The sequence below is a fragment of the Hymenobacter perfusus genome, assembly GCF_003944765.1.
Lineage (GTDB): Bacteria > Bacteroidota > Bacteroidia > Cytophagales > Hymenobacteraceae > Hymenobacter > Hymenobacter perfusus.
On the sequence record NZ_RWIU01000010.1, the window covers coordinates 63,556 to 80,619 of the forward strand.

Below are 17,064 nucleotides of genomic sequence, written 5' to 3' on the forward strand. Positions count from 1 at the left end.
TCACCAGGTTGGCGACATCCCGCATGCGAACACTAACCTGGACTGTTTCTGTAGAACAGTAGACTTTTACTCCCAAATGGAGTTTTTAAGTAATTCCAGTTATCAAGTCATTTCATTAAGCAAGGCAACAGAACTCATCAGCAGCCAGAGCCCACCAGATGCCGATTATGTGGTGCTCACTTTCGATGACGGATGCGAGCGGTTTTATGATATAACCTTCCCCATTCTGGAAAGCTTCGGCTTCCCCTCAGCAATCTACCCGGTAGCCAACTACTTGGGCAAGCGCGCTACATGGGGGAATGTTAGGAACCGTGAGCTCAGAATCCTTTCCAGAAGCCAAATAACGGAGCTGGCTGGACTCCAGGTTGAGATTGGGGCGCACACCATGGACCATGTTAAGTTGACAACAGTCAGTGAAGATGATGCTATCGTCCAAGTGCTCGAAAGCAAGAAGATATTAGAGCAGCTGATAGGGCGAGAGATTCGCTCCTTCGCCTATCCACACGGCGCCTACACGCGGGAAACCATTGGTATTGTGAAAGAAGCGGGCTTTAGCAATGCCCTGACCTGCGTAGCACGTGCGGCTGGGGCTGCCGAATCCATGTTTGAAATACCGCGCAAGTACATAACCTACTACGACGATTTAAATGCCTTCAAACAAAAGCTTCTTTGAGATGATTACCCCACCATATCCGCTGTTTGAAAAGATTTCAATCGAATGCAACTCCTTCTGCAATAGGAATTGCTCATTCTGTACAAGGTCGACCGAAAGCCGTGAGAAAGCACGAATGCCGGAAGCGTTGGTGCATAAGGTATTGTATGAACTTGCCGAGATAAAGTACCAAGGGCTTATCTCATTCCATTTTTACAATGAAGTATTTACCGACAAGCGCATCTTCTCATTCTTTGAGAAATGTAAAGAACTGGGGCTGAACAATTACTTATTCACCAATGGCGATTACTTGACCCGGGAAACTGTTGAGAAGCTAAGCACCTACAATATCAAAGAGTTTACTTTATCTATTTATGACTGGAAGACTGACGAGGAATTTCAAGAGAAATGTGATGCTTTCGAGGAAGAGCTCAAGCTAAAGGATTACCCCTGGAACTTCTACATTGTCAAAGGCGGGGAAAACTTCGGAAATAGGGCGGGATATGTTCAACATAAAATGGAAGAACTATCCTTGCCTATTACAGCGGGATGCTCCAAGATTGAGAAAAAGGTCGAAGTCAGATACGACGGCTCGGTCGTTATGTGCTGCTTAGACTATCATGCAATTCATAAAATTGGTGATATCCGGCACGAAAACATCATTGATATATGGTATGGCAGCATACGGCAGAAACAAATCGCCGACTTGCGCAAAGGTCTGAGAAAATGCTATAAGCTATGCTCTAAATGCTCTGACTATATACAGGAGGTTGCAGTAGATGTTTAGCCAAAAGCCTCTAATGAAGCGTTTAAAAGCATTAATTGATAGCCTAAAAAGGGCGTTTAACGCGCCGTCGCCAAGCTCAACTATCGGCGACAGAGATGGCGCCCTATTGCGTGTTGAGAGAAAATTAGACTTACTTTCTCAGCAGTTGATTCAACTAGGCCTTGAACCGTTGGCCAACCAGACTGATGAGCCTACAGAAGACCAACGCAGCAAATTAGTGCCTGGCAGAATCCCTGTTATTGATCAAAAGCTTGAAAATCAATTTCTCCAGCTTGAATCCCTGTTTTCGATATACAATAGCCTGCCTAACTTAAAACTTCTGCCGCCAACCAGAGGGTGGGCTGGGTCACCGGACTTTCTTGCAAAAATTATTGAGGTAATCCTCAAGCAAAAACCGGCTTTCGTTCTAGAGGCAAGCAGTGGGGTGTCAACAGTGGTAATTGCGCTGGCCCTGAAGCTAAACAACTGTGGCAAAGTGGTTTCGTTGGACCACGAAGACCATTATGCTGCCAAAACCAGAGAGAATGTTAAAGTAAATGAGGCAGAGTCCAACTCTATTGTTCAGCACTGCCCTCTCAAGGAGTATACCGTTGGTGAGCAAAGTTGGAAATGGTACGACATTGAGGAAGTGGATTTAACAAGGAAGATAGATATACTCGTCATCGACGGCCCGCCCCGTACCACTCAATTCTTAGCTCGGTACCCGGCAGTTCCTTTACTACATGAGTACTTTGCCGACAAAGCATTGGTTCTGCTAGATGATGCAAACAGGGACGATGAGGTTATCATAGTGGGAAAATGGATAGCGTTTTTAGAGGCCATCAACTATAAAGTTGAAGTCCATATGTTTAATCATTTCGAGAAAGGAATGGTCATGTTGGAGGTTTGCAGGGTGGCGTAAGAGTCAGGCTATCCACCGCCGTGAGACCAAAACGAATACAATTGGACGAGTGTAGCTTGGACATGTGGCCAAAACGCTGAGGCTCCTTTTTATAAAGAGACTACCATCAATCGTGGCTACCTTACTACTTAGAATCGGGAAGATTGACAGGACTGAACTAGAGAGTTATTCTCTATCAAGCTTTGCACTACCCGTTTGAACAAAGGCTCAACTACCAATTCCGCCTCAACAATACCTATACGAATGACCAAGCTCTCCTTTACAGTAAACAAAAATGGTGTAGGCGTCACAGTCCACGAAGCCAACGTAGCCACTGGCATCACTGTAGCTCAAGTATTACAAATCCAGGACCTGCTCAGCCGTCACCGGGTCGTAGTCATTCCAAATCAGAACCTTACTGACGAGCAACTGCAGGATTTTGCTTTCAAATTTGGTCCGCCTTTCGTTCCTGATGATAAGTCTCCTGTTTTGGGGAGCAAGGACTCGGCAGGCTCAATCGTGGTTGTGGGTAACCAAGCTCACGAATTCGCAAAGTCCTACCTAGGGCATCAGGAGGTCCTGCCACACTCAGACCATCAGTGGCTACGCTGTCCTTCATCGGCTTCGCTGTTGTACGCCCTGGATATTGAAGAAGGCTCTCCACCGACTATCTGGACAGATATGGTGAAAGCGTATAGCCTACTTGATTCTAAAACCCAGCAGTCTATCAGTGAATTGCAGCTAACTACCTTCAATCCCTTCTACAGGCCATTTGGGTCGGTAAGTGCAAAATATGTGGATCGACGCGAGGATGTTCCGCCAGGTGAAACCTTCTCGCACCCCCTGGTTCGTACCCACCCGTTGAATCACGAGAAAATACTATATCTAAACCTGGCCTACGAAATGGAGATTGATAATGTCTCCTACGAGAAGGGAAAGCGCATTTGGTCACTCCTGTATGACCATGTTGGGCAGCTGAGCTTCCGATATGAGCATCATTGGAGGAAAGGCGATTTGGTTTTTTGGGATAACCGGGCAACGATTCACTATCGCCCAGCTTTCGACTCAACCGTTAGGCGAGTTCTCAAACGTGTTACAATTGGTGGAGAAATTCCTTTTTAACTCACTGGGTTAAGGATGATGCAGGCGATATGCTGGATGCATATCGCCTCCCGTTAGCTGCTCGATATAAGCAACAATTGAGTAGCGCAACATACCCTTGTGATAGAATATCAGGCCAGTATGAGTGAAGGTTATACGAAGGCTCGCATCATCTTAGTGGGATGCGGTCCACATGCCAGGCGGGTTTATCTACCCGCATTGCGTCAACTGCGGCACATAGAATTAAGCTTGGTTATTGACCTAGAAAGTCAAGAAACCGCCGTTCGTAATGCCACCAAAGAAATTCCCGATACAGAGCTGTGGTTTATCAGACCATTTGCAGACAATATTCCGGATGACGTTGCGCAAAAGCTTTCATCCTTCGTAATCGAAAATGGGGTTACGGGGGTGATTATCGCTACGGAACCCTTGGTACATAAAGCATACGCTAAGTGGGCACTGTGCAATCACTTAAGCATCCTCATCGACAAACCCATCACAACCCGAGCGGATGCCGCTACTAACGTAGCCAGTGCAGAAGGCATTCTCGACGACTATACATTTCTACTGGAGAAGTATAATGCGCTTCAGCTTAGAAAAGAGACGGTCTTTATGGTTAATTCACAAAGACGGTTTCATAAAGGGTTTCAGTTTGTGCAGGACAAAATTCGCGAAGTCGCGAAAGCAACAAATTGCCCAGTAACATTCATTCAAGCGTACCACTGTGATGGGCAATGGCGTTTACCCAACGAAATCGTTACGCAAGAGTACCACCCTTACTGCTTCGGATACGGAAAAGTGTCGCACAGTGGTTACCATATTTTAGATACTGTTTATCAGTTATATAAAGCATCCGAAACACGTGACAAGCTGGCAGACTCGATGGAAGTTGTTAGCTCATTTGTACAACCTAATGGATTTTTTAACCAGCTGACAGAGGATGATTACCTGAAAATATTTGGCAAAGAGTACGAGAAAGTGAATCAGTGGTCTGACGAGCAGCTCAGACAGCTTTGCAACGATTTTGGCGAAATCGACGCGTCAGCTATTATCACTTTAAAAAAGAACGAGGCAGCGATTGCTAATTTCAATATAAACCTCCTACACAATGGATTTGCGGGCCGCACCTGGGTTCAGCCAGGTCATGATTTGTACAAAGGAAACGGTCGGATAAAGCACGAGAGCTATCACATTCAACAGGGACCTTTCCAAAACATACAGATTCATGCCTATCAGGCCTCAGACAAGCATGATGAGCACAATGGGCCGGAAGATTATCTAGGGGGCAAAAACCACTTTGACATCTATGTTTTCAGAAACCCCTTTGTAGCTGATGCAGTCAGTCAGCCTCAGGTTTACAAGCTAAGCGACATCACGGTGAACATTAACCAAGCGGCTGACTCCATGATTACAATGGAGCGGGTCAAGTACCAGGTTGTAGCAGAGTTTGCAGCCTATCTTACTGGACGCCTACCTAAAGCCGCGGTTCAATCTCAGATTGACGACCATTTCGTTCCCGTGCAGATGATGAGTGGGATGTATTCTTCCCACATTCGTAGGCAGAACAATCAGTCTAACGTGATTAAATGCGCCTTAAGTCTGGAAGAAGTTGTATGGAGTGGTATAGCTCCCACGAACAGTGAGCTAAGGTAGGTGCTGGGCGATGGCAAGGTTGCCGCCAAAGTCAGCTAAATTTTCGGGATATCTTGGATTTGCACCGTCCCGCTTCGAAATGCTTATTGGGTAGAACTTCTTACCCAACGCTCCTATACCAATGCAATCAGAACAAACCGAGGCCGACGAGTTAGAGGTCTTGCTTAACGTGTACCGTCGCCGCTACCCACACGCGGAAGATCCTATGAGCAACCTCTTTGGGTTTGGCCCCTGCGGCTTACTCTCACTGCTGCGCGAGGCTCAGGGCCGAGAGATTGTATTTAGCTACCCCGGCCTGGAAGAAGGCGTATTGGACGGCTGCACCTATCATTTCAAGGAGGCGCCGCGGCCGGTACTCTCGCTGCAAGAACTGCTCTACTACCGGGGGCTGCCGCCGCAGGCCCGCACCAAGCTCGTCCGCCACCGGGATACCAGCGGGGCGCTGGACGTGCATGAAGTATACCGGAACCGCTACGCAGACTTCCTAGACTACCAGCGGCAGCAGGGTAACCCCATCTTCCACAAGTGCGACTACGTAGTCGCCTGTCTAGGTGAGTCCGGCTCCCAGGCCCGGTTCGTTGGGGTGTACCGCGTGCTAAGCGTCGAGCGTGAGACCGACGAGCACTACTACTACCAGCTAACCGAAGTGCCCGGCTTCGAGGAGCTGAAGGATCGGGTGCTCATCGAATGGGGCAAAGCCGCACTGAGCTGGCACCAGTGGCTACGGCCCGACACCCCGAAGGTGGTACTGGAGATCCAGCCCAAACCGTTCAGCCGGCCCTTTACCGATTACCTCGACTTCACCCTCTCGTTTGCGGAGCTACAGGAGCTGGTCGGCAGCCAATCCCCGCGGGACGACTGGCGCCGGATGTTGTCGGCCGTCGCCGGCATTTACCTGATTCTGGACTCGTTCACCGGGCAGCAATACATTGGCTCGGCGTACGGCGAGGGCGGCGTCTGGCAGCGCTGGAGCGTCTACGCCAAAACAAACGGCCACGGCAACAACGTGGCGCTGCGCAGCTTGCTGGCCACCGCGCCGGACCACGCCCGTCACTTTCAGTTTACGCTGCTGATGACCCTGCCTAAGTCCATGACGGACCATGAAGTGTGGCAACACGAAAAGCTGTTCAAGCGCAAGCTGGGCTCCCGGGCGTTCGGCCTCAATCTTAACTGATCCCATGAAGGCTCCTAAAATCGTAACCCACGTGGGTCTGACCCTCGACTTAAGCCAGGTAAAGTGCTTCAAGCTCTCGCCTTTCACGAGCAGCGAGAACGATTGCCGCCAACTGGTGGTGGAATACAGCACCCGCACGGATTACGTGTGGCACCCGGGTACTCAGCAATGGGAGTCGTTGCCAATCGCCGAAATCATCCGCTACGACTTCCCAAGCTACGAATTGGCCCAAGCGTACGTGCGCGAGTGGGAAACACTGTGGCAAGACTATTTAGACGAACATGCCCACTGAATTATCACCCCATCCCATGTCCGATTCCGCCACGCTGGAGCAACACCCGTTTCCGCCTTTTATGCCAGCGCAGGCCCGCTACTTGCTCATCGGCACCTTCCCGGGCCGCCAGCTGACGCAAAAGTCGGCGGCCGAGCGCACGCCCGATGACTGGTACTACGGCACGCACAAGCGCAGCCTGTGGCACATCCTGGAACAGGTGTACCAGCGTCCGCTGCCCACTGTCGCGGACCGGCAGCGCCTGCTTACGGAGCTGGGCCTAGGCTGCACCGACGTGGTGCTTTCGGCCCGGCGCAAGCAGGCCAGCAACCGGGACGCCGACCTGTCCAATGTAACGTTCCAGGTCCGTGAGCTGGCCCGGCTGCTGTAGCTCCCCTTGCAAGGGCTCTACTTCACCAGTAAGCTGGCCCAGCAGTGGTTCAAAAGCCTGGCCGGCGAGCTAACGCAGCATGGCGTTTCGGCCGCGCAGCTAACCGTTCCGCAGCAGGTACTCCCCTCCCCATCGCCTGAATACATCCGGTTCAAATTCGATACGGTTGAAGGGCGCCTCGCCACCTACCGGCAGCTGCTACCGTCGCTAAGTTAGAGACCGAAACCTGTTAGCGACGGGCTACTGAGGCTCGATCAGTAGGACCCGCCCGCGTTGCACGAAACCAAGCAGCGCGGGCTCTGACGGGCAGCTTCACAGCTTGATTTTCGGTATTTCCAGCCTGCGCCCGTCGATTTCAAAGGAGAAGTGGGTTGCCGTCTGCTGGGTCAGACGCACGTTGCCGTAATGCAACTGGCGGTGGTGGTTGGCGCACACCGTGATGAGGTTGGCTAACCCCAAAGAACCTACTGCCCGTTGCGCCACGGGCTCGACGTGATGGGTTTCGACGTAAGGAGTACCGTCCGACTTGGCAAAGCCTACTGGGTTCATCCCCAGCGCCTCACAGACCAGGCACTTGTACTGTGTCAACGCCTTCACCCTGCTGGCTATAGCTCCGCGCTCAATGAAGGACGAAACGCGTTCCTTCAGCTGCGCGCGTAGCTGATGCATCTTCTTTTCCAGCCGGGCGAGCGACTCCAAACTGTCCGCGTCCTGGCTGCCTAGGAAATCCCGAAACGCATCCGTGTCAATAACCTCGGTGACGTAGCTCAGGTCGTTGGGGAATTTCTTCAGCAGCTGGGCGAGCTTGGCATTATTGGGGTTTTGCCGAGCGGCCAGCAACAGGATGTTGAAGACGTTGTCTGAATCCAGGTAGTTGAACCCCTGCTGGGAAATCAGCTTGCCCTTCGGCAGCAGCCCCTCCCGCACGACGCGCTCGTTGTCAATGACCACCGGCTGCTCGAAATAGATGATGTCGTCCACGTGCGAGCGGACGTTGCCGGCGTCGTACGTCTCGTAGACCGGGTGCTCCGCCGTGCGCTCAAACCATCCCAACTCGGGAAACCCGTACATCCCTACAATGCACTTGCGGTTCTGCTGCTGGTAGTCCGAGCTTAGGAAAAACACCGCACATACATTTTTGGCCTTTTCTACGTCTGGCAAGCGGCGCAGCATTGGTGTATAACCAATGTAGAACCCGTCAGCCTCGGCCGGGTACCGCTCATGCCCGAAGTTGATGCTTTCGTGCGTGTGCTGGTTTTCTTTGACAAAGTCGTACTTCGACCGTTTCAGGTCGGCCGCCGTTGGGTCGGCACTCCAGTTGTTGCTGTTCCAGGCGATGGAAGCCAGGATGCCGTAATTTTCAATGAACTCCATGGTTAAGCGTGGGCGTAGAGGTGTTGAGAGAGGATGCGTTTGCTTAGTACCCGGGATAGCGCTCCCACCATTCGTGGTCCAGCGTCAACGAGTCGCCCTTGACGCGGGTAAACAAGTCATCGGCCAGCGCGAGGGTCAGCCCGGCCAGGTCGTGCCGGCTGCGCCACGCCGCCGGCCAGGCCGACTCGCCCAGCTGCGCCCCGAGCAGGGCTCCCGTCAGCGCTGCCATGGTGCGCCCACCGGCTTGGGCCGCTGTTGCCAGGGCAGTTTCCGGGGCCTCCCGGAAGTGCAGCGCGTGATAGACCGCCCCCATCAGTGCCGCCGGTGCGGTGCGCGCCTGCATGTACCGGTGGTAGTCGTCCGCAAGCAAGTGGGTCGGTTTTTCGTGCAGCTGCAGGGCCATTCGCACGGCGTGCCGGCACCGAGCGCCTGCTTCTGAATCGGGCGGCAGGAGGTGCCAAGCTACCTGAGCCGATTCCACCAGCGGGAGACCACGCACGAGCAGGGCCACCGTGGCCGCCACCCAGCCGGCCGCTGCCTGGGCCACGGCATGCCCGTGGGTATAGGCCGTTACTGCACTCGCCTGCTCCAGGGCATATGGCGCGGAGTGGAAGTGAAAGAGACCAAAAGGCACCACGCGCACCAGCGGGTCCGCGCCCATGCTGGTGTTTACCGCGGGCTGCGGGGGGTGAGCCGGCGAGGTGGTCAGCGCCAGCCAGGTAGTGGGCGCCGGCTTTCGAGAGTGCTGTAGCGCCGGTTGCCGGCTGAGCCAGCCCGAAGGCCATTCCTCGGCCTTGTGCCACCCCGGTCGGTCGATGCCCTGCGTGCTGAGCCAGCGCAGCCAGCTTTCCCAGACGATCTGCGGCCCGGCCCCGCCGATGCCTTTTTGCATGGCGCGATGCTCGGCCCGGAGCAGCCCTTCCGCCGTGAACAGCATCAGCTGCGTCACCGCCGTAGCCTGTGCTGGAATCTGGGTGGGGGCGCTTTGCGCAGCCAGTGCATCGCCGTAGGTAGCGCCGAGCAGGCTCCCGCGGTAGCGGTCCCGCCGGTCCAGAGGACGGATCGGCTCAGAGGAATCGCCCCATGTCTGGAACAATACTCGCCCATAGTAGGAGTGTGCGTTGGGCAGAGGCAACTCTGTGGGCAGGGCATGTACGCCGGGCTGGTCAACGGCCCAGGTCACGCAGTGCAGCAGCCCGCCATGAGGAGCCAGCTCGTTTGCCAACATGGGTACCACCTGGCACCCGGGAAACAATAGCTCGGTCTGGTACACCGCCGCTTCGTCGGTAGGCAGCCCGAACACTGGCAAGAGCACCAAGGCTCCCACCCGTACGAAATTGATGTAGGCGCCCACCGCCGAGGTAGCACTTCCTTCCTGGGGAAAGTAGGGAAACGGGATGACCGTCAGGCCGGCGTTCTGCAGTACGCTGGTCACCTGCTGCCCCAGGGTGGACTCTTTGCCTCGGTAGTTGTTGACGAGCACTGTTTGCTCGTCCAGGGCGTACACCATACCGTCGGCATGGCCTGTGAAGTCGCGCGGATCGGCGGGAATAACAATCAGTTCGGCCCGCAGTTCCTCGCTGAGCTGCCGGCGCACTTGGTCCACCGGAATGCCAGGGTTTTCGGCAAACACCCGGTCAGTGACGATAACCTTCTGTCCCACCCGGACCACGTTGCCGCCGTCGAGGCGCAGCATACTGGTAGCGGCTACCGGTAGGGGCAACATCGCCATAATCGGAGCGGCATCGGTTCGCTTGTCGGCGTACTTCTTGTACTTCAAGTACGATGGATCATAGCGGAACTGCACGAATTCCGTTCGGCTCACCTGAACCGGCATGTAATCGACCGCCCAGATATCCTTGGTCAGCGGCAACAAGTGATACGGAATCTTATGCTCGTCCAAAGCGGCTGCTAACGCCCGCCACAGCACAGGGGCAGCGGTCGGCAGCAAGTCGGAAAAGCAGACCAAACTAGCAGTAAACATCTGACTCATAAACACACAGGTGTTTGATAAAATAACGTGAAGCTAGCCGCCCCAGCCAGCAGAATGGAAGACCGGGTTAAACTACCTCCACGCTCGCTGGCATCACGATGCGAGCTTGCAAGAATTCTTCATTAACAATTTCCTGCTTGATGCGCTGCACTAACTCTATGACCTGCTGCATACTGGTTACCGTGGCATAGGGATAGTTTTTTCGCACCAGCCAGTAGTCATCCTGCTCAGCGTCGGTGACCAGCTCGTTGACTTCGAGCGCTGAGGCACCCGAGCGCATTACCCCGATGCGTAATGTATGCCAGGGGTCAAATTGCGCTGTCAAGGTCCACTGGCCGTCTGGCCGGTGGAGCGTCAGCCAATCGCCCCAGAAGCAAGCGCTGTTTCCGCAGCGCTGCTCCGTGGTGAAGCCTAATAGCTCAATGAGGACGTTCGCTATTTGGTTGCGATAGGTATCCAGCATCACCCGCGTGTAATCGCGCCCAAAATACCGGTAAGCGTATATGTGTTCGTCCTTCCATTTAAGCCCCGTTGCCCCAATGTTCCGAGTCTGCATCCATCGTTGCAGGTCGACCAACTGGTAAAGGTATTCGTGCACCAGGCGCACCCGCTGTTCCAGGTGCGAAGCAGGGACTTCCAGCCTGGAAGGCTGATCTACCAGGTCCGGCAGCGTCTGCTCCGTGATTTCCTCCCATGTCAGTTCTGTAAGCTGCCCGATAAAAGCGCGTACGACGTCATTTCTTCTGAGCAACAGCCGCCAGTTGTCTTCGCTATCCTCTAGGTTCAGCTTTTGCAGCCAGTCCCAGTCAGGCGCCTGGCTGATAACGGCCCGCAGCAGCAGGTATTCTTCACCTAGGTTTTGCTGAGCCCCCCTGGCCGAAAACAAGCTGCTCGCTACAGCAGCACGGCGTTGAAATTCCGGCAGGGACGGGGCATCCAATAGCAGGAACCCAACATTGCCCCGAAAAAGCCCGTGCTTTTCACTGGCCACCAGCGCGTCTTCCCAGGCCTCATCGGCTAAGATCAGGATGGCTTTCTGCCGCTCCTCCGACAGCTGCCTGCTGACAAAGGAACCTTCCGGTTGAACAATGACCGCGCACTCATCGGAAGCTAAGAAAGAGTAAATGCTGGGTGCTCCCACGCCCAGCTTGGCCACCACCCGCATGACGGAAATCATGGCTTCGGCGCTACGCACGTCGGGGTCGATGCTGAGATTCCAGACCACGCGCAACCAACGCCGCAACGCCACCTCGTCAAAGCCGGGCCTGTCTAGGTATAGCATCAGGGCCAGAAAGAGAATGCGTTGCCGTTGGCTGATAGGGCGCGCCAGCACGTTCCAGTCGGTCGCCTGTTCTCCCCACGTGGCCGCAACGGCCGCATGAATCGCGGCGTGATGCGCGACTAGGCCATCCAGCAGTCGTTCAGCCGCGGCAATGGTGCCCGGCTTGGCGAACAAAGGTTGGTACTGCGAAAAACCGGTGTACTCCGCACGCTCATGCCCTTTGTCCAGGTCAGTCAACGGCTCTGCCAGCTTAGCAGTCGCCTCGGGCTCTACCAGGTAGCGCGCCGCCAAAAAGCGGTTCCAGAAGCGCAGGTAGGCTGCATCCAGCATAGTGCTCCTGAAGCCCAGCCCCCAGAACAGATCGGTCCAACTCGTATCAAGCTTGGTAGCAAATATCAGGTAGTAAGGCAGTTGATGGCCATTTAACATGGTTGTTTGCTCAAACTCGGCGCGGTAGGAGTTGTCTTCGGCACCCAGCCAGTTCAGCAAGTCCGCTTTAAAATTCTCAAAGCTTGTAAGCTGTTTGCCCCGCGCATTCATCTTGATGTACAGCTCATCCGACAGGCCGAAGCCATCAAGGGGTAGGACGTAAAACGTCAAGCCAGCCAGCGCGGGGAACAGAGTCGTTACGCCGCAGGCCCGGTACTTTTCCCAAATGGCATCAAGCATACCCAGCATGGCTTGGACGGTGGGGTCCTGCTCGTAGCTGCGGTAAAACCAAGCTAGGTTGCGGATGGCGGAGCTGGGCTCGGCTGCGGGCTCGAGCACGACGGCCGTGAGGTTTTCGCAAAAGTCGCGGGCCGTGCTGCGGGTCGCGTAGCTGAACCGGCGGAGGCGCGCTTGCTGGTCATTTCGTTCGTCGCCGGTCAGCTCGCAGTTGCCGATGTACCAATGCAGCAGAAACAGCGTCGTCAGCCGCTGCTGTCCGTCGAGAGGCACGAAATACGATTGGTCATCCAGCTTCTGTACCGAGCCATAAACAAAATCCAGCGTGAGCGGGCGACCACCGAGCAGCGCGTCGAACAGCGCTGTAAGGAAGCGGTTACGCACGGCTGCTTCCGACTTTCGCCCCTGGGCATAGTCGCGCTGAATCATGGGTACCTGCACGCCGGCAAAACGGATGGTTGATTGCTCCGCCAACGCTATCTCGCCAGCCAGCAGTTGCTCTAAGTTGTATTTTTCCATCTCAGTTGAGCGGCTTGGCGGGTAAGAAATCAGCTAGCGCGCTTGCTATTCGGTCGCTATGTGCCCGGATATCTGCCACCCCCCAACTGGTTCTGGTAACTCCTTGCAAGTCGAAGTATTTTAAAAACACATTTTTAGTACAAGGCGGGATGAATTGTCCAGCTGTGTCATTCTCAATGATTCGTCGGCGCTTGGTGACGAAGAGCGCGTTGCCATAGGAGCGGTTCGTGCGCGCATCGAGCAGGGTGAGGTTCCCAATACCATTCTTTGTTTGGGTGTCATTCTCGGCTTCGCCAGCGAGTTCCACGATGGCCTGGTAGATATCCTGAAAGTCTTCCCGCTGCTCATGCTTTGCAACCTCGAATGTTTGGATGCGTTGCAGCAGTAATGAATTAGCCTTCAATTGGGGCAGGTCGTGCTGCGCGGCCGCCAACCACTTGAGTTGGTCCTCCGCATTGGTCAAGGGCCTTTCCGATGAAGAGTCGATATGCTCGATGTCCCACATTTCCTGCTTGAATACCTTGAATGGAAACCGGGTGAATCCCAGCGAGGAATGGCGCTGGCGAATTACTTCCTGCAGGTTAAAGAGCAGCAGCACCCGGCGCACCAGTTCCCGGTTCCGGTCATTGTAAGGCAGTTGCAGCGAGTATACTCCGGTAGCGTCACACTCCCATTGCAAACGTCCCGTTGATGTATCAGCCAGCCTAGCCGCGATTCGGGCTTTCAGCGCTGCCGTGATAGCACTTCTGGTCGCTTCCTGGTAAAGCATCACCAAGTCTTCAATCCGCTCCCCGCAATAAATTAGGAAGCCCACGTAGTGATACCACTCCGGGTCCTGGTACCACTCTAGCAACTGGTTGAAGCGCATCTTGACAGCGGCCCACTGCTGTTGTACGAAACGGGATGCGTCAGCCCCGGTAGCGCGCCGGTAGTAAAAGCGAAACGTGGCGTAGTCATCCGAACCGATTTGCGCAGCCGGGTCGGTCGTGCCCTGGCCCTCCAATTGGTTGATAAGGTCAAAAATGAATTCGATGCGGGCGCTGGCGTTGTTCTCTCCCTTGTTTAAGAACCACCACAAGTCGTCGTTCTGCAGCGTGTTTTCTATCCGGTCCCACTCCGCAGCAATCTCCAGTTGGCGCAGCCGCCCCAACTCGCCCCCATCGGCGCCAAAGTTTCTGGTTTGCAGAAACAACGCTTTGATCAGCTCAGCATTTGTCAAGGGTATCTTCCCTAGGTTGATGCGTGTAAAGCTGTCAATTGCATTTTCAGTTGCCGCGAGCTCATACCAGATAACCTGCACGATTCCCTCGGCACGGTGCTGTTTGCTGGTCCCCACCAGCGTCCGAAGAACTGATTCCCTGATAAACCCAGGCTCGTCCTTTTCCTCAAACCACTCCCGAATGTGCGTGAAGGCCTGAGCGATGTAGTAATGGTCTATGCATTCCTCGTTCCCTTCCTCTATATTTTCCAAAAAGGAATTGGTGGTCGCCCGGGTCTCGTAGTGCAGGTTGAATAACTCCCGCTTGTATTCGCTTCTGAAGGATGCCCCCCGCAGATGCACCCGGATGAGGTAGAGAAAGAGAATCTTCAGCGTCGTCAATCGCTGCTGCCCGTCTACAACTTCCCAGCACGGTTCAGCAGGAATCTGTTCGCCCGTTGGAGACGCGCCGGCGGTTCGTGGCCGCACCACCACCGGCTGCAGGCAATAAAACTCCCCCTGTTTCTTGTTCGGCTTCTCGGCAAAGCTCGCGATGTCATTCAACAAGTCGACCACTTGTTGTTTGTCCCACCGATACCCCCGCTGGTACGCCGGGATGAAGAAGTTCTTGCCCAGCAGTTCGCCAATGGCAGAAAGTCGTACTGCGCTCTTCATTTACTACTGGTCGTTGGATTCACTCATGATGCGGTCGTATTCCTCCGAGGCGTGGAGCTTCCGAAGCTCGGCCTCGGTGCCGAAATAGCTGTCAGGCTCCGGCAAGTGTAGATTGATCAAGTCCCGGTCGAGTTCCTTGTCCGTGATGTTGTGGGAAGGAACCGTTGGCTCTTCTTCGGGATCGGAAGTCGGACACATATAATAAGGAGTGGTGGAGGATCAGCCGCAAAAGATTCAGGGGCTATAGGGAGTGCAATCTACACGGCCAGCCGGATACCTGCACTACGGCCCGTAACCACCCCATCACGAAAGTTTAGGAATCATAACTGTTAACTATGAAACCTAATCACCGGAAAAAACAAAATAATCTGGCAAAGTATAATATATTGGTATTATACATTAACCAATCGTGTAAGTTCAATTAAGCCTGGAATTATGATCGTTCATCTTATCGTAAGAGGTCGCTACATCTTTATCCGGAGACTCGTGTAATTGCTGCCCAGGAAAATGCAAGTAGCCACGTTCTAGGTAGCGCTTCGCCAAGAAAAATAGATAGGAAGCGGAAGAGACCCGTGGTTGACCACCCGACCGTTTGGCGGAGGAAGTGAGAAGATACTGATAGGCATTATACAAACACAGGCTCCAGTGCATCTGCTGTCGGCACCATGCTGGCAGGGCAGCCGGATCGGTTTCGGAATGTGTTTCGAGGACGATCGTTTTGCCAATTTTCTGGGATAGGGCCTGGGGGATGTCCACTAGTGAGCGGGTATAACTCACTTGGTATAAAAACTCGGATAACTCGGCGTTCGTCAGCGAGGTCAAGTGCTGATCATAGAGCAACACCAGTTGCTGGTCGGCGGCTAAGTGCGTCAGGTAATAGTGCGCGCCGCCGCGCTACAGATGAAAATGCCCCAGCGGGCGGCTTCGGCGGGAAGGCAGATGCGTTCTGGCCGAGGGCAAGGACCCGGGCGGAAAACAGCTCACGCCCCGCCCGTGCTCCTGGGCCGGATTATGTAGTTCTAGCGGTTGCACCTTGTCTATGGACGAGGCGAGGTGCGCGATCAGGCGGGTGAGCACGGACTGGTGTGCCGCGAGCGACGGGGCAGGAGCTGTAAGCACAGAAGCCGAGAAGTTCCGGCAGCCTTCCCACAAATAGGGCCGGATGGACTCGGTCGTTGGGTAGCAGGCCGTGGCGCTTACCTTCAGACTGGCTACTGCCCAGCCGCCCGCAAGAAAAACGGGTGGTGCTGGCCGTGGAGCTATGAGCGAAGCCGGAAGGGGCATGGCCTGCTCGACAGCAACCTGCTCGCGCAATCCGAAGGAGACCGTAGGAACCAAGTTTGACAGCAAAGGGATGACGGGAGTAAGGGCGGGAAAAAGCAACTTCGCCTGCGTGGCGGCCGGCGACCCTAACAGGTGACACACGACGCCTTGAGAGCTATACCAGTCGGGTGCAGGTAGCAGGGAATGCACTAGAAAGTATGCCTTGCCCTGCCAGCGGAAGGATTCTCCGCGCACGTGTAGCGACACCACTCGCCCTAGTTCCCAATCTAGCTGCAAACACGGCACGGGCACTTCCGGCTGCTGCCGTCGGCGTGCCCAGGCCTGTGCCAGCCGGGCATGCGTGCGCCGGATGGTGTGGTAGCAACCGGGAGTAAACAGCATTTCGGCAAACAAGCGTATCTCCATGGGGCGTAGCGTATGGGCGGCTAGGCAGAAATGGGCCGTCTGATGCAGCGTCTCGTCCGGGGACGCCAGTGGCCAGCAGATGTGATCTAACGCTAGTCGGGAAAGGCAGAAGTCAACTACCTGCGGGCCATGGGCATAATAGAAGGCGCGGGCGACCTCAAAACAGGGTAGTAGCATTCGTTCCGTGCTGGTATCCACTGTCAGGTACCAACCTTGCAAGCCCCGCAGTAGCAACGCAGCGGGACGTTCAGCGGTGGGAAACAGGTGATGTAATCGTCGAGCGATCAGCCGATGGGCCCCGAAAGAAAGAGCGCGTGTTTCGACCGAGACAGTGTCTGGTAATGTAGGCAGTAGATAGCCGGTCGCCGACCAGCGGGTGCCTGGAATCAGCAGCCCGGCGCGCTGTAGCGGGATGAGACACGCCACGAGGCTAGCAGGCGTGGTCAGTGCGCTCTCCAATGCTTTGTGGCGGATCAGGAACCGTCCTTGCACCATACAGGAACCTTGCTGGCCCGCACCTGGGTGCAACGATCCGGCTTCCAGCAGCTCATACCAATGTCCCGGCGCTAGCGGTGATAAGTCAGTCCCCAACCAGGCCGTAGCTGAAGTCGCCATCCGTCCATCATATGGTAAGAAGATTGGACCATCGGGCTGGACTATCCGAAATTAGAACTAGCCTCTTAGAGCAAAGGAGTCATTGTCTTCGAGTAGCTGACGATCACTACTTATAAGATACACAGTCATCGTCTTCGAGCAGTT

14 protein-coding genes are annotated in these 17,064 nt (G+C 54.7%); 9 read left to right on the forward strand and 5 right to left on the reverse strand.

Translation table 11 applies throughout. The features are described 5' to 3' along the window. Nucleotides 1-76: 76 nt before the first annotated feature. From EI293_RS20785 to EI293_RS21990, 9 genes are all read left to right on the forward strand, one after another. Complete coding sequence (locus EI293_RS20785; protein ID WP_125440480.1) at nucleotides 77-673, forward strand: polysaccharide deacetylase family protein; 597 nt, start codon at nucleotides 77-79, stop codon at nucleotides 671-673. Beyond that, nucleotides 648-1,439 (forward strand): radical SAM/SPASM domain-containing protein, encoded by a 792-nt coding sequence (locus tag EI293_RS20790; protein WP_125440481.1) that lies wholly within the window; start codon nucleotides 648-650, stop codon nucleotides 1,437-1,439. The genes EI293_RS20785 and EI293_RS20790 overlap by 26 nt, the downstream gene beginning before the upstream one ends. A gap of 13 nt (nucleotides 1,440-1,452) precedes the next feature. Then, nucleotides 1,453-2,340: a class I SAM-dependent methyltransferase gene (locus EI293_RS20795; protein WP_170170476.1), complete on the forward strand. Its 888-nt coding sequence runs from the start codon at nucleotides 1,453-1,455 to the stop codon at nucleotides 2,338-2,340. A gap of 243 nt (nucleotides 2,341-2,583) precedes the next feature. Beyond that, nucleotides 2,584-3,441, forward strand: a complete 858-nt coding sequence (locus EI293_RS20800) for a TauD/TfdA dioxygenase family protein (RefSeq protein WP_125440483.1) — start codon at nucleotides 2,584-2,586, stop codon at nucleotides 3,439-3,441. A gap of 120 nt (nucleotides 3,442-3,561) precedes the next feature. Then, nucleotides 3,562-5,073, forward strand: a complete 1,512-nt coding sequence (locus EI293_RS20805) for a Gfo/Idh/MocA family oxidoreductase (protein WP_125440484.1) — start codon at nucleotides 3,562-3,564, stop codon at nucleotides 5,071-5,073. A 121-nt stretch (nucleotides 5,074-5,194) separates the two neighbouring features. Further along, nucleotides 5,195-6,247 carry a GIY-YIG nuclease family protein gene (locus EI293_RS20810; protein WP_125440485.1) on the forward strand — a complete coding sequence of 351 codons (1,053 nt, stop codon included), beginning with the start codon at nucleotides 5,195-5,197 and terminating at the stop codon, nucleotides 6,245-6,247. Nucleotides 6,248-6,251: 4 nt separating this feature from the next. Then, nucleotides 6,252-6,539 (forward strand): hypothetical protein, encoded by a 288-nt coding sequence (locus EI293_RS20815; protein ID WP_125440486.1) that lies wholly within the window; start codon nucleotides 6,252-6,254, stop codon nucleotides 6,537-6,539. Nucleotides 6,540-6,555: 16 nt separating this feature from the next. After that, entirely contained in the window at nucleotides 6,556-6,909 is a 354-nt protein-coding gene (locus EI293_RS20820) for a uracil-DNA glycosylase family protein (protein ID WP_125440487.1), read from the forward strand. Between the two features lie 6 nt (nucleotides 6,910-6,915). Beyond that, nucleotides 6,916-7,125, forward strand: coding sequence for a hypothetical protein (locus EI293_RS21990; protein ID WP_148103288.1), 210 nt, complete (start codon nucleotides 6,916-6,918; stop codon nucleotides 7,123-7,125). A 96-nt stretch (nucleotides 7,126-7,221) separates the two neighbouring features. Here the strand turns inward: EI293_RS21990 and EI293_RS20825 are convergent, their stop codons facing one another. The 5 genes from EI293_RS20825 to EI293_RS20845 all read right to left on the reverse strand — a co-directional run bounded on the left by EI293_RS20825 (nucleotide 7,222) and on the right by EI293_RS20845 (nucleotide 14,814). Next, on the reverse strand, nucleotides 7,222-8,283 hold the full coding sequence (locus EI293_RS20825; protein ID WP_125440488.1) for an HNH endonuclease: 1,062 nt from the start codon (nucleotides 8,281-8,283) through the stop codon (nucleotides 7,222-7,224). 43 nt (nucleotides 8,284-8,326) lie between these two features. Continuing rightward, nucleotides 8,327-10,234 (reverse strand): ADP-ribosylglycohydrolase family protein, encoded by a 1,908-nt coding sequence (locus EI293_RS20830; RefSeq protein ID WP_170170477.1) that lies wholly within the window; start codon nucleotides 10,232-10,234, stop codon nucleotides 8,327-8,329. Between the two features lie 109 nt (nucleotides 10,235-10,343). Beyond that, on the reverse strand, nucleotides 10,344-12,743 hold the full coding sequence (locus EI293_RS20835) for a DUF262 domain-containing protein (protein WP_125440490.1): 2,400 nt from the start codon (nucleotides 12,741-12,743) through the stop codon (nucleotides 10,344-10,346). Between the two features lies 1 nt (nucleotide 12,744). Next, nucleotides 12,745-14,616, reverse strand: a complete 1,872-nt coding sequence (locus tag EI293_RS20840; protein ID WP_125440491.1) for a DUF262 domain-containing protein — start codon at nucleotides 14,614-14,616, stop codon at nucleotides 12,745-12,747. A gap of 3 nt (nucleotides 14,617-14,619) precedes the next feature. Continuing rightward, complete coding sequence (locus EI293_RS20845; RefSeq protein ID WP_125440492.1) at nucleotides 14,620-14,814, reverse strand: hypothetical protein; 195 nt, start codon at nucleotides 14,812-14,814, stop codon at nucleotides 14,620-14,622. Nucleotides 14,815-17,064: the final 2,250 nt, after the last annotated feature.

Excerpts from the sequence above, each read along its gene's own strand:
- EI293_RS20825 (WP_125440488.1), bottom strand. The coding sequence starts at position 8,283 with ATGGAGTTCATTGAAAATTACGGCATCCTGGCTTCCATCGCCTGGAAC.
- EI293_RS20845 (WP_125440492.1), bottom strand. The coding sequence starts at position 14,814 with ATGTGTCCGACTTCCGATCCCGAAGAAGAGCCAACGGTTCCTTCCCAC.
- EI293_RS20805 (WP_125440484.1), top strand. The coding sequence starts at position 3,562 with ATGAGTGAAGGTTATACGAAGGCTCGCATCATCTTAGTGGGATGCGGT.
- EI293_RS20785 (WP_125440480.1), top strand. The coding sequence starts at position 77 with ATGGAGTTTTTAAGTAATTCCAGTTATCAAGTCATTTCATTAAGCAAG.
- EI293_RS20835 (WP_125440490.1), bottom strand. The coding sequence starts at position 12,743 with ATGGAAAAATACAACTTAGAGCAACTGCTGGCTGGCGAGATAGCGTTG.
- EI293_RS20840 (WP_125440491.1), bottom strand. The coding sequence starts at position 14,616 with ATGAAGAGCGCAGTACGACTTTCTGCCATTGGCGAACTGCTGGGCAAG.
- EI293_RS20810 (WP_125440485.1), top strand. The coding sequence starts at position 5,195 with ATGCAATCAGAACAAACCGAGGCCGACGAGTTAGAGGTCTTGCTTAAC.
- EI293_RS20820 (WP_125440487.1), top strand. The coding sequence starts at position 6,556 with ATGTCCGATTCCGCCACGCTGGAGCAACACCCGTTTCCGCCTTTTATG.
- EI293_RS20790 (WP_125440481.1), top strand. The coding sequence starts at position 648 with ATGCCTTCAAACAAAAGCTTCTTTGAGATGATTACCCCACCATATCCG.
- EI293_RS20800 (WP_125440483.1), top strand. The coding sequence starts at position 2,584 with ATGACCAAGCTCTCCTTTACAGTAAACAAAAATGGTGTAGGCGTCACA.
- EI293_RS20795 (WP_170170476.1), top strand. The coding sequence starts at position 1,453 with ATGAAGCGTTTAAAAGCATTAATTGATAGCCTAAAAAGGGCGTTTAAC.
- EI293_RS20815 (WP_125440486.1), top strand. The coding sequence starts at position 6,252 with ATGAAGGCTCCTAAAATCGTAACCCACGTGGGTCTGACCCTCGACTTA.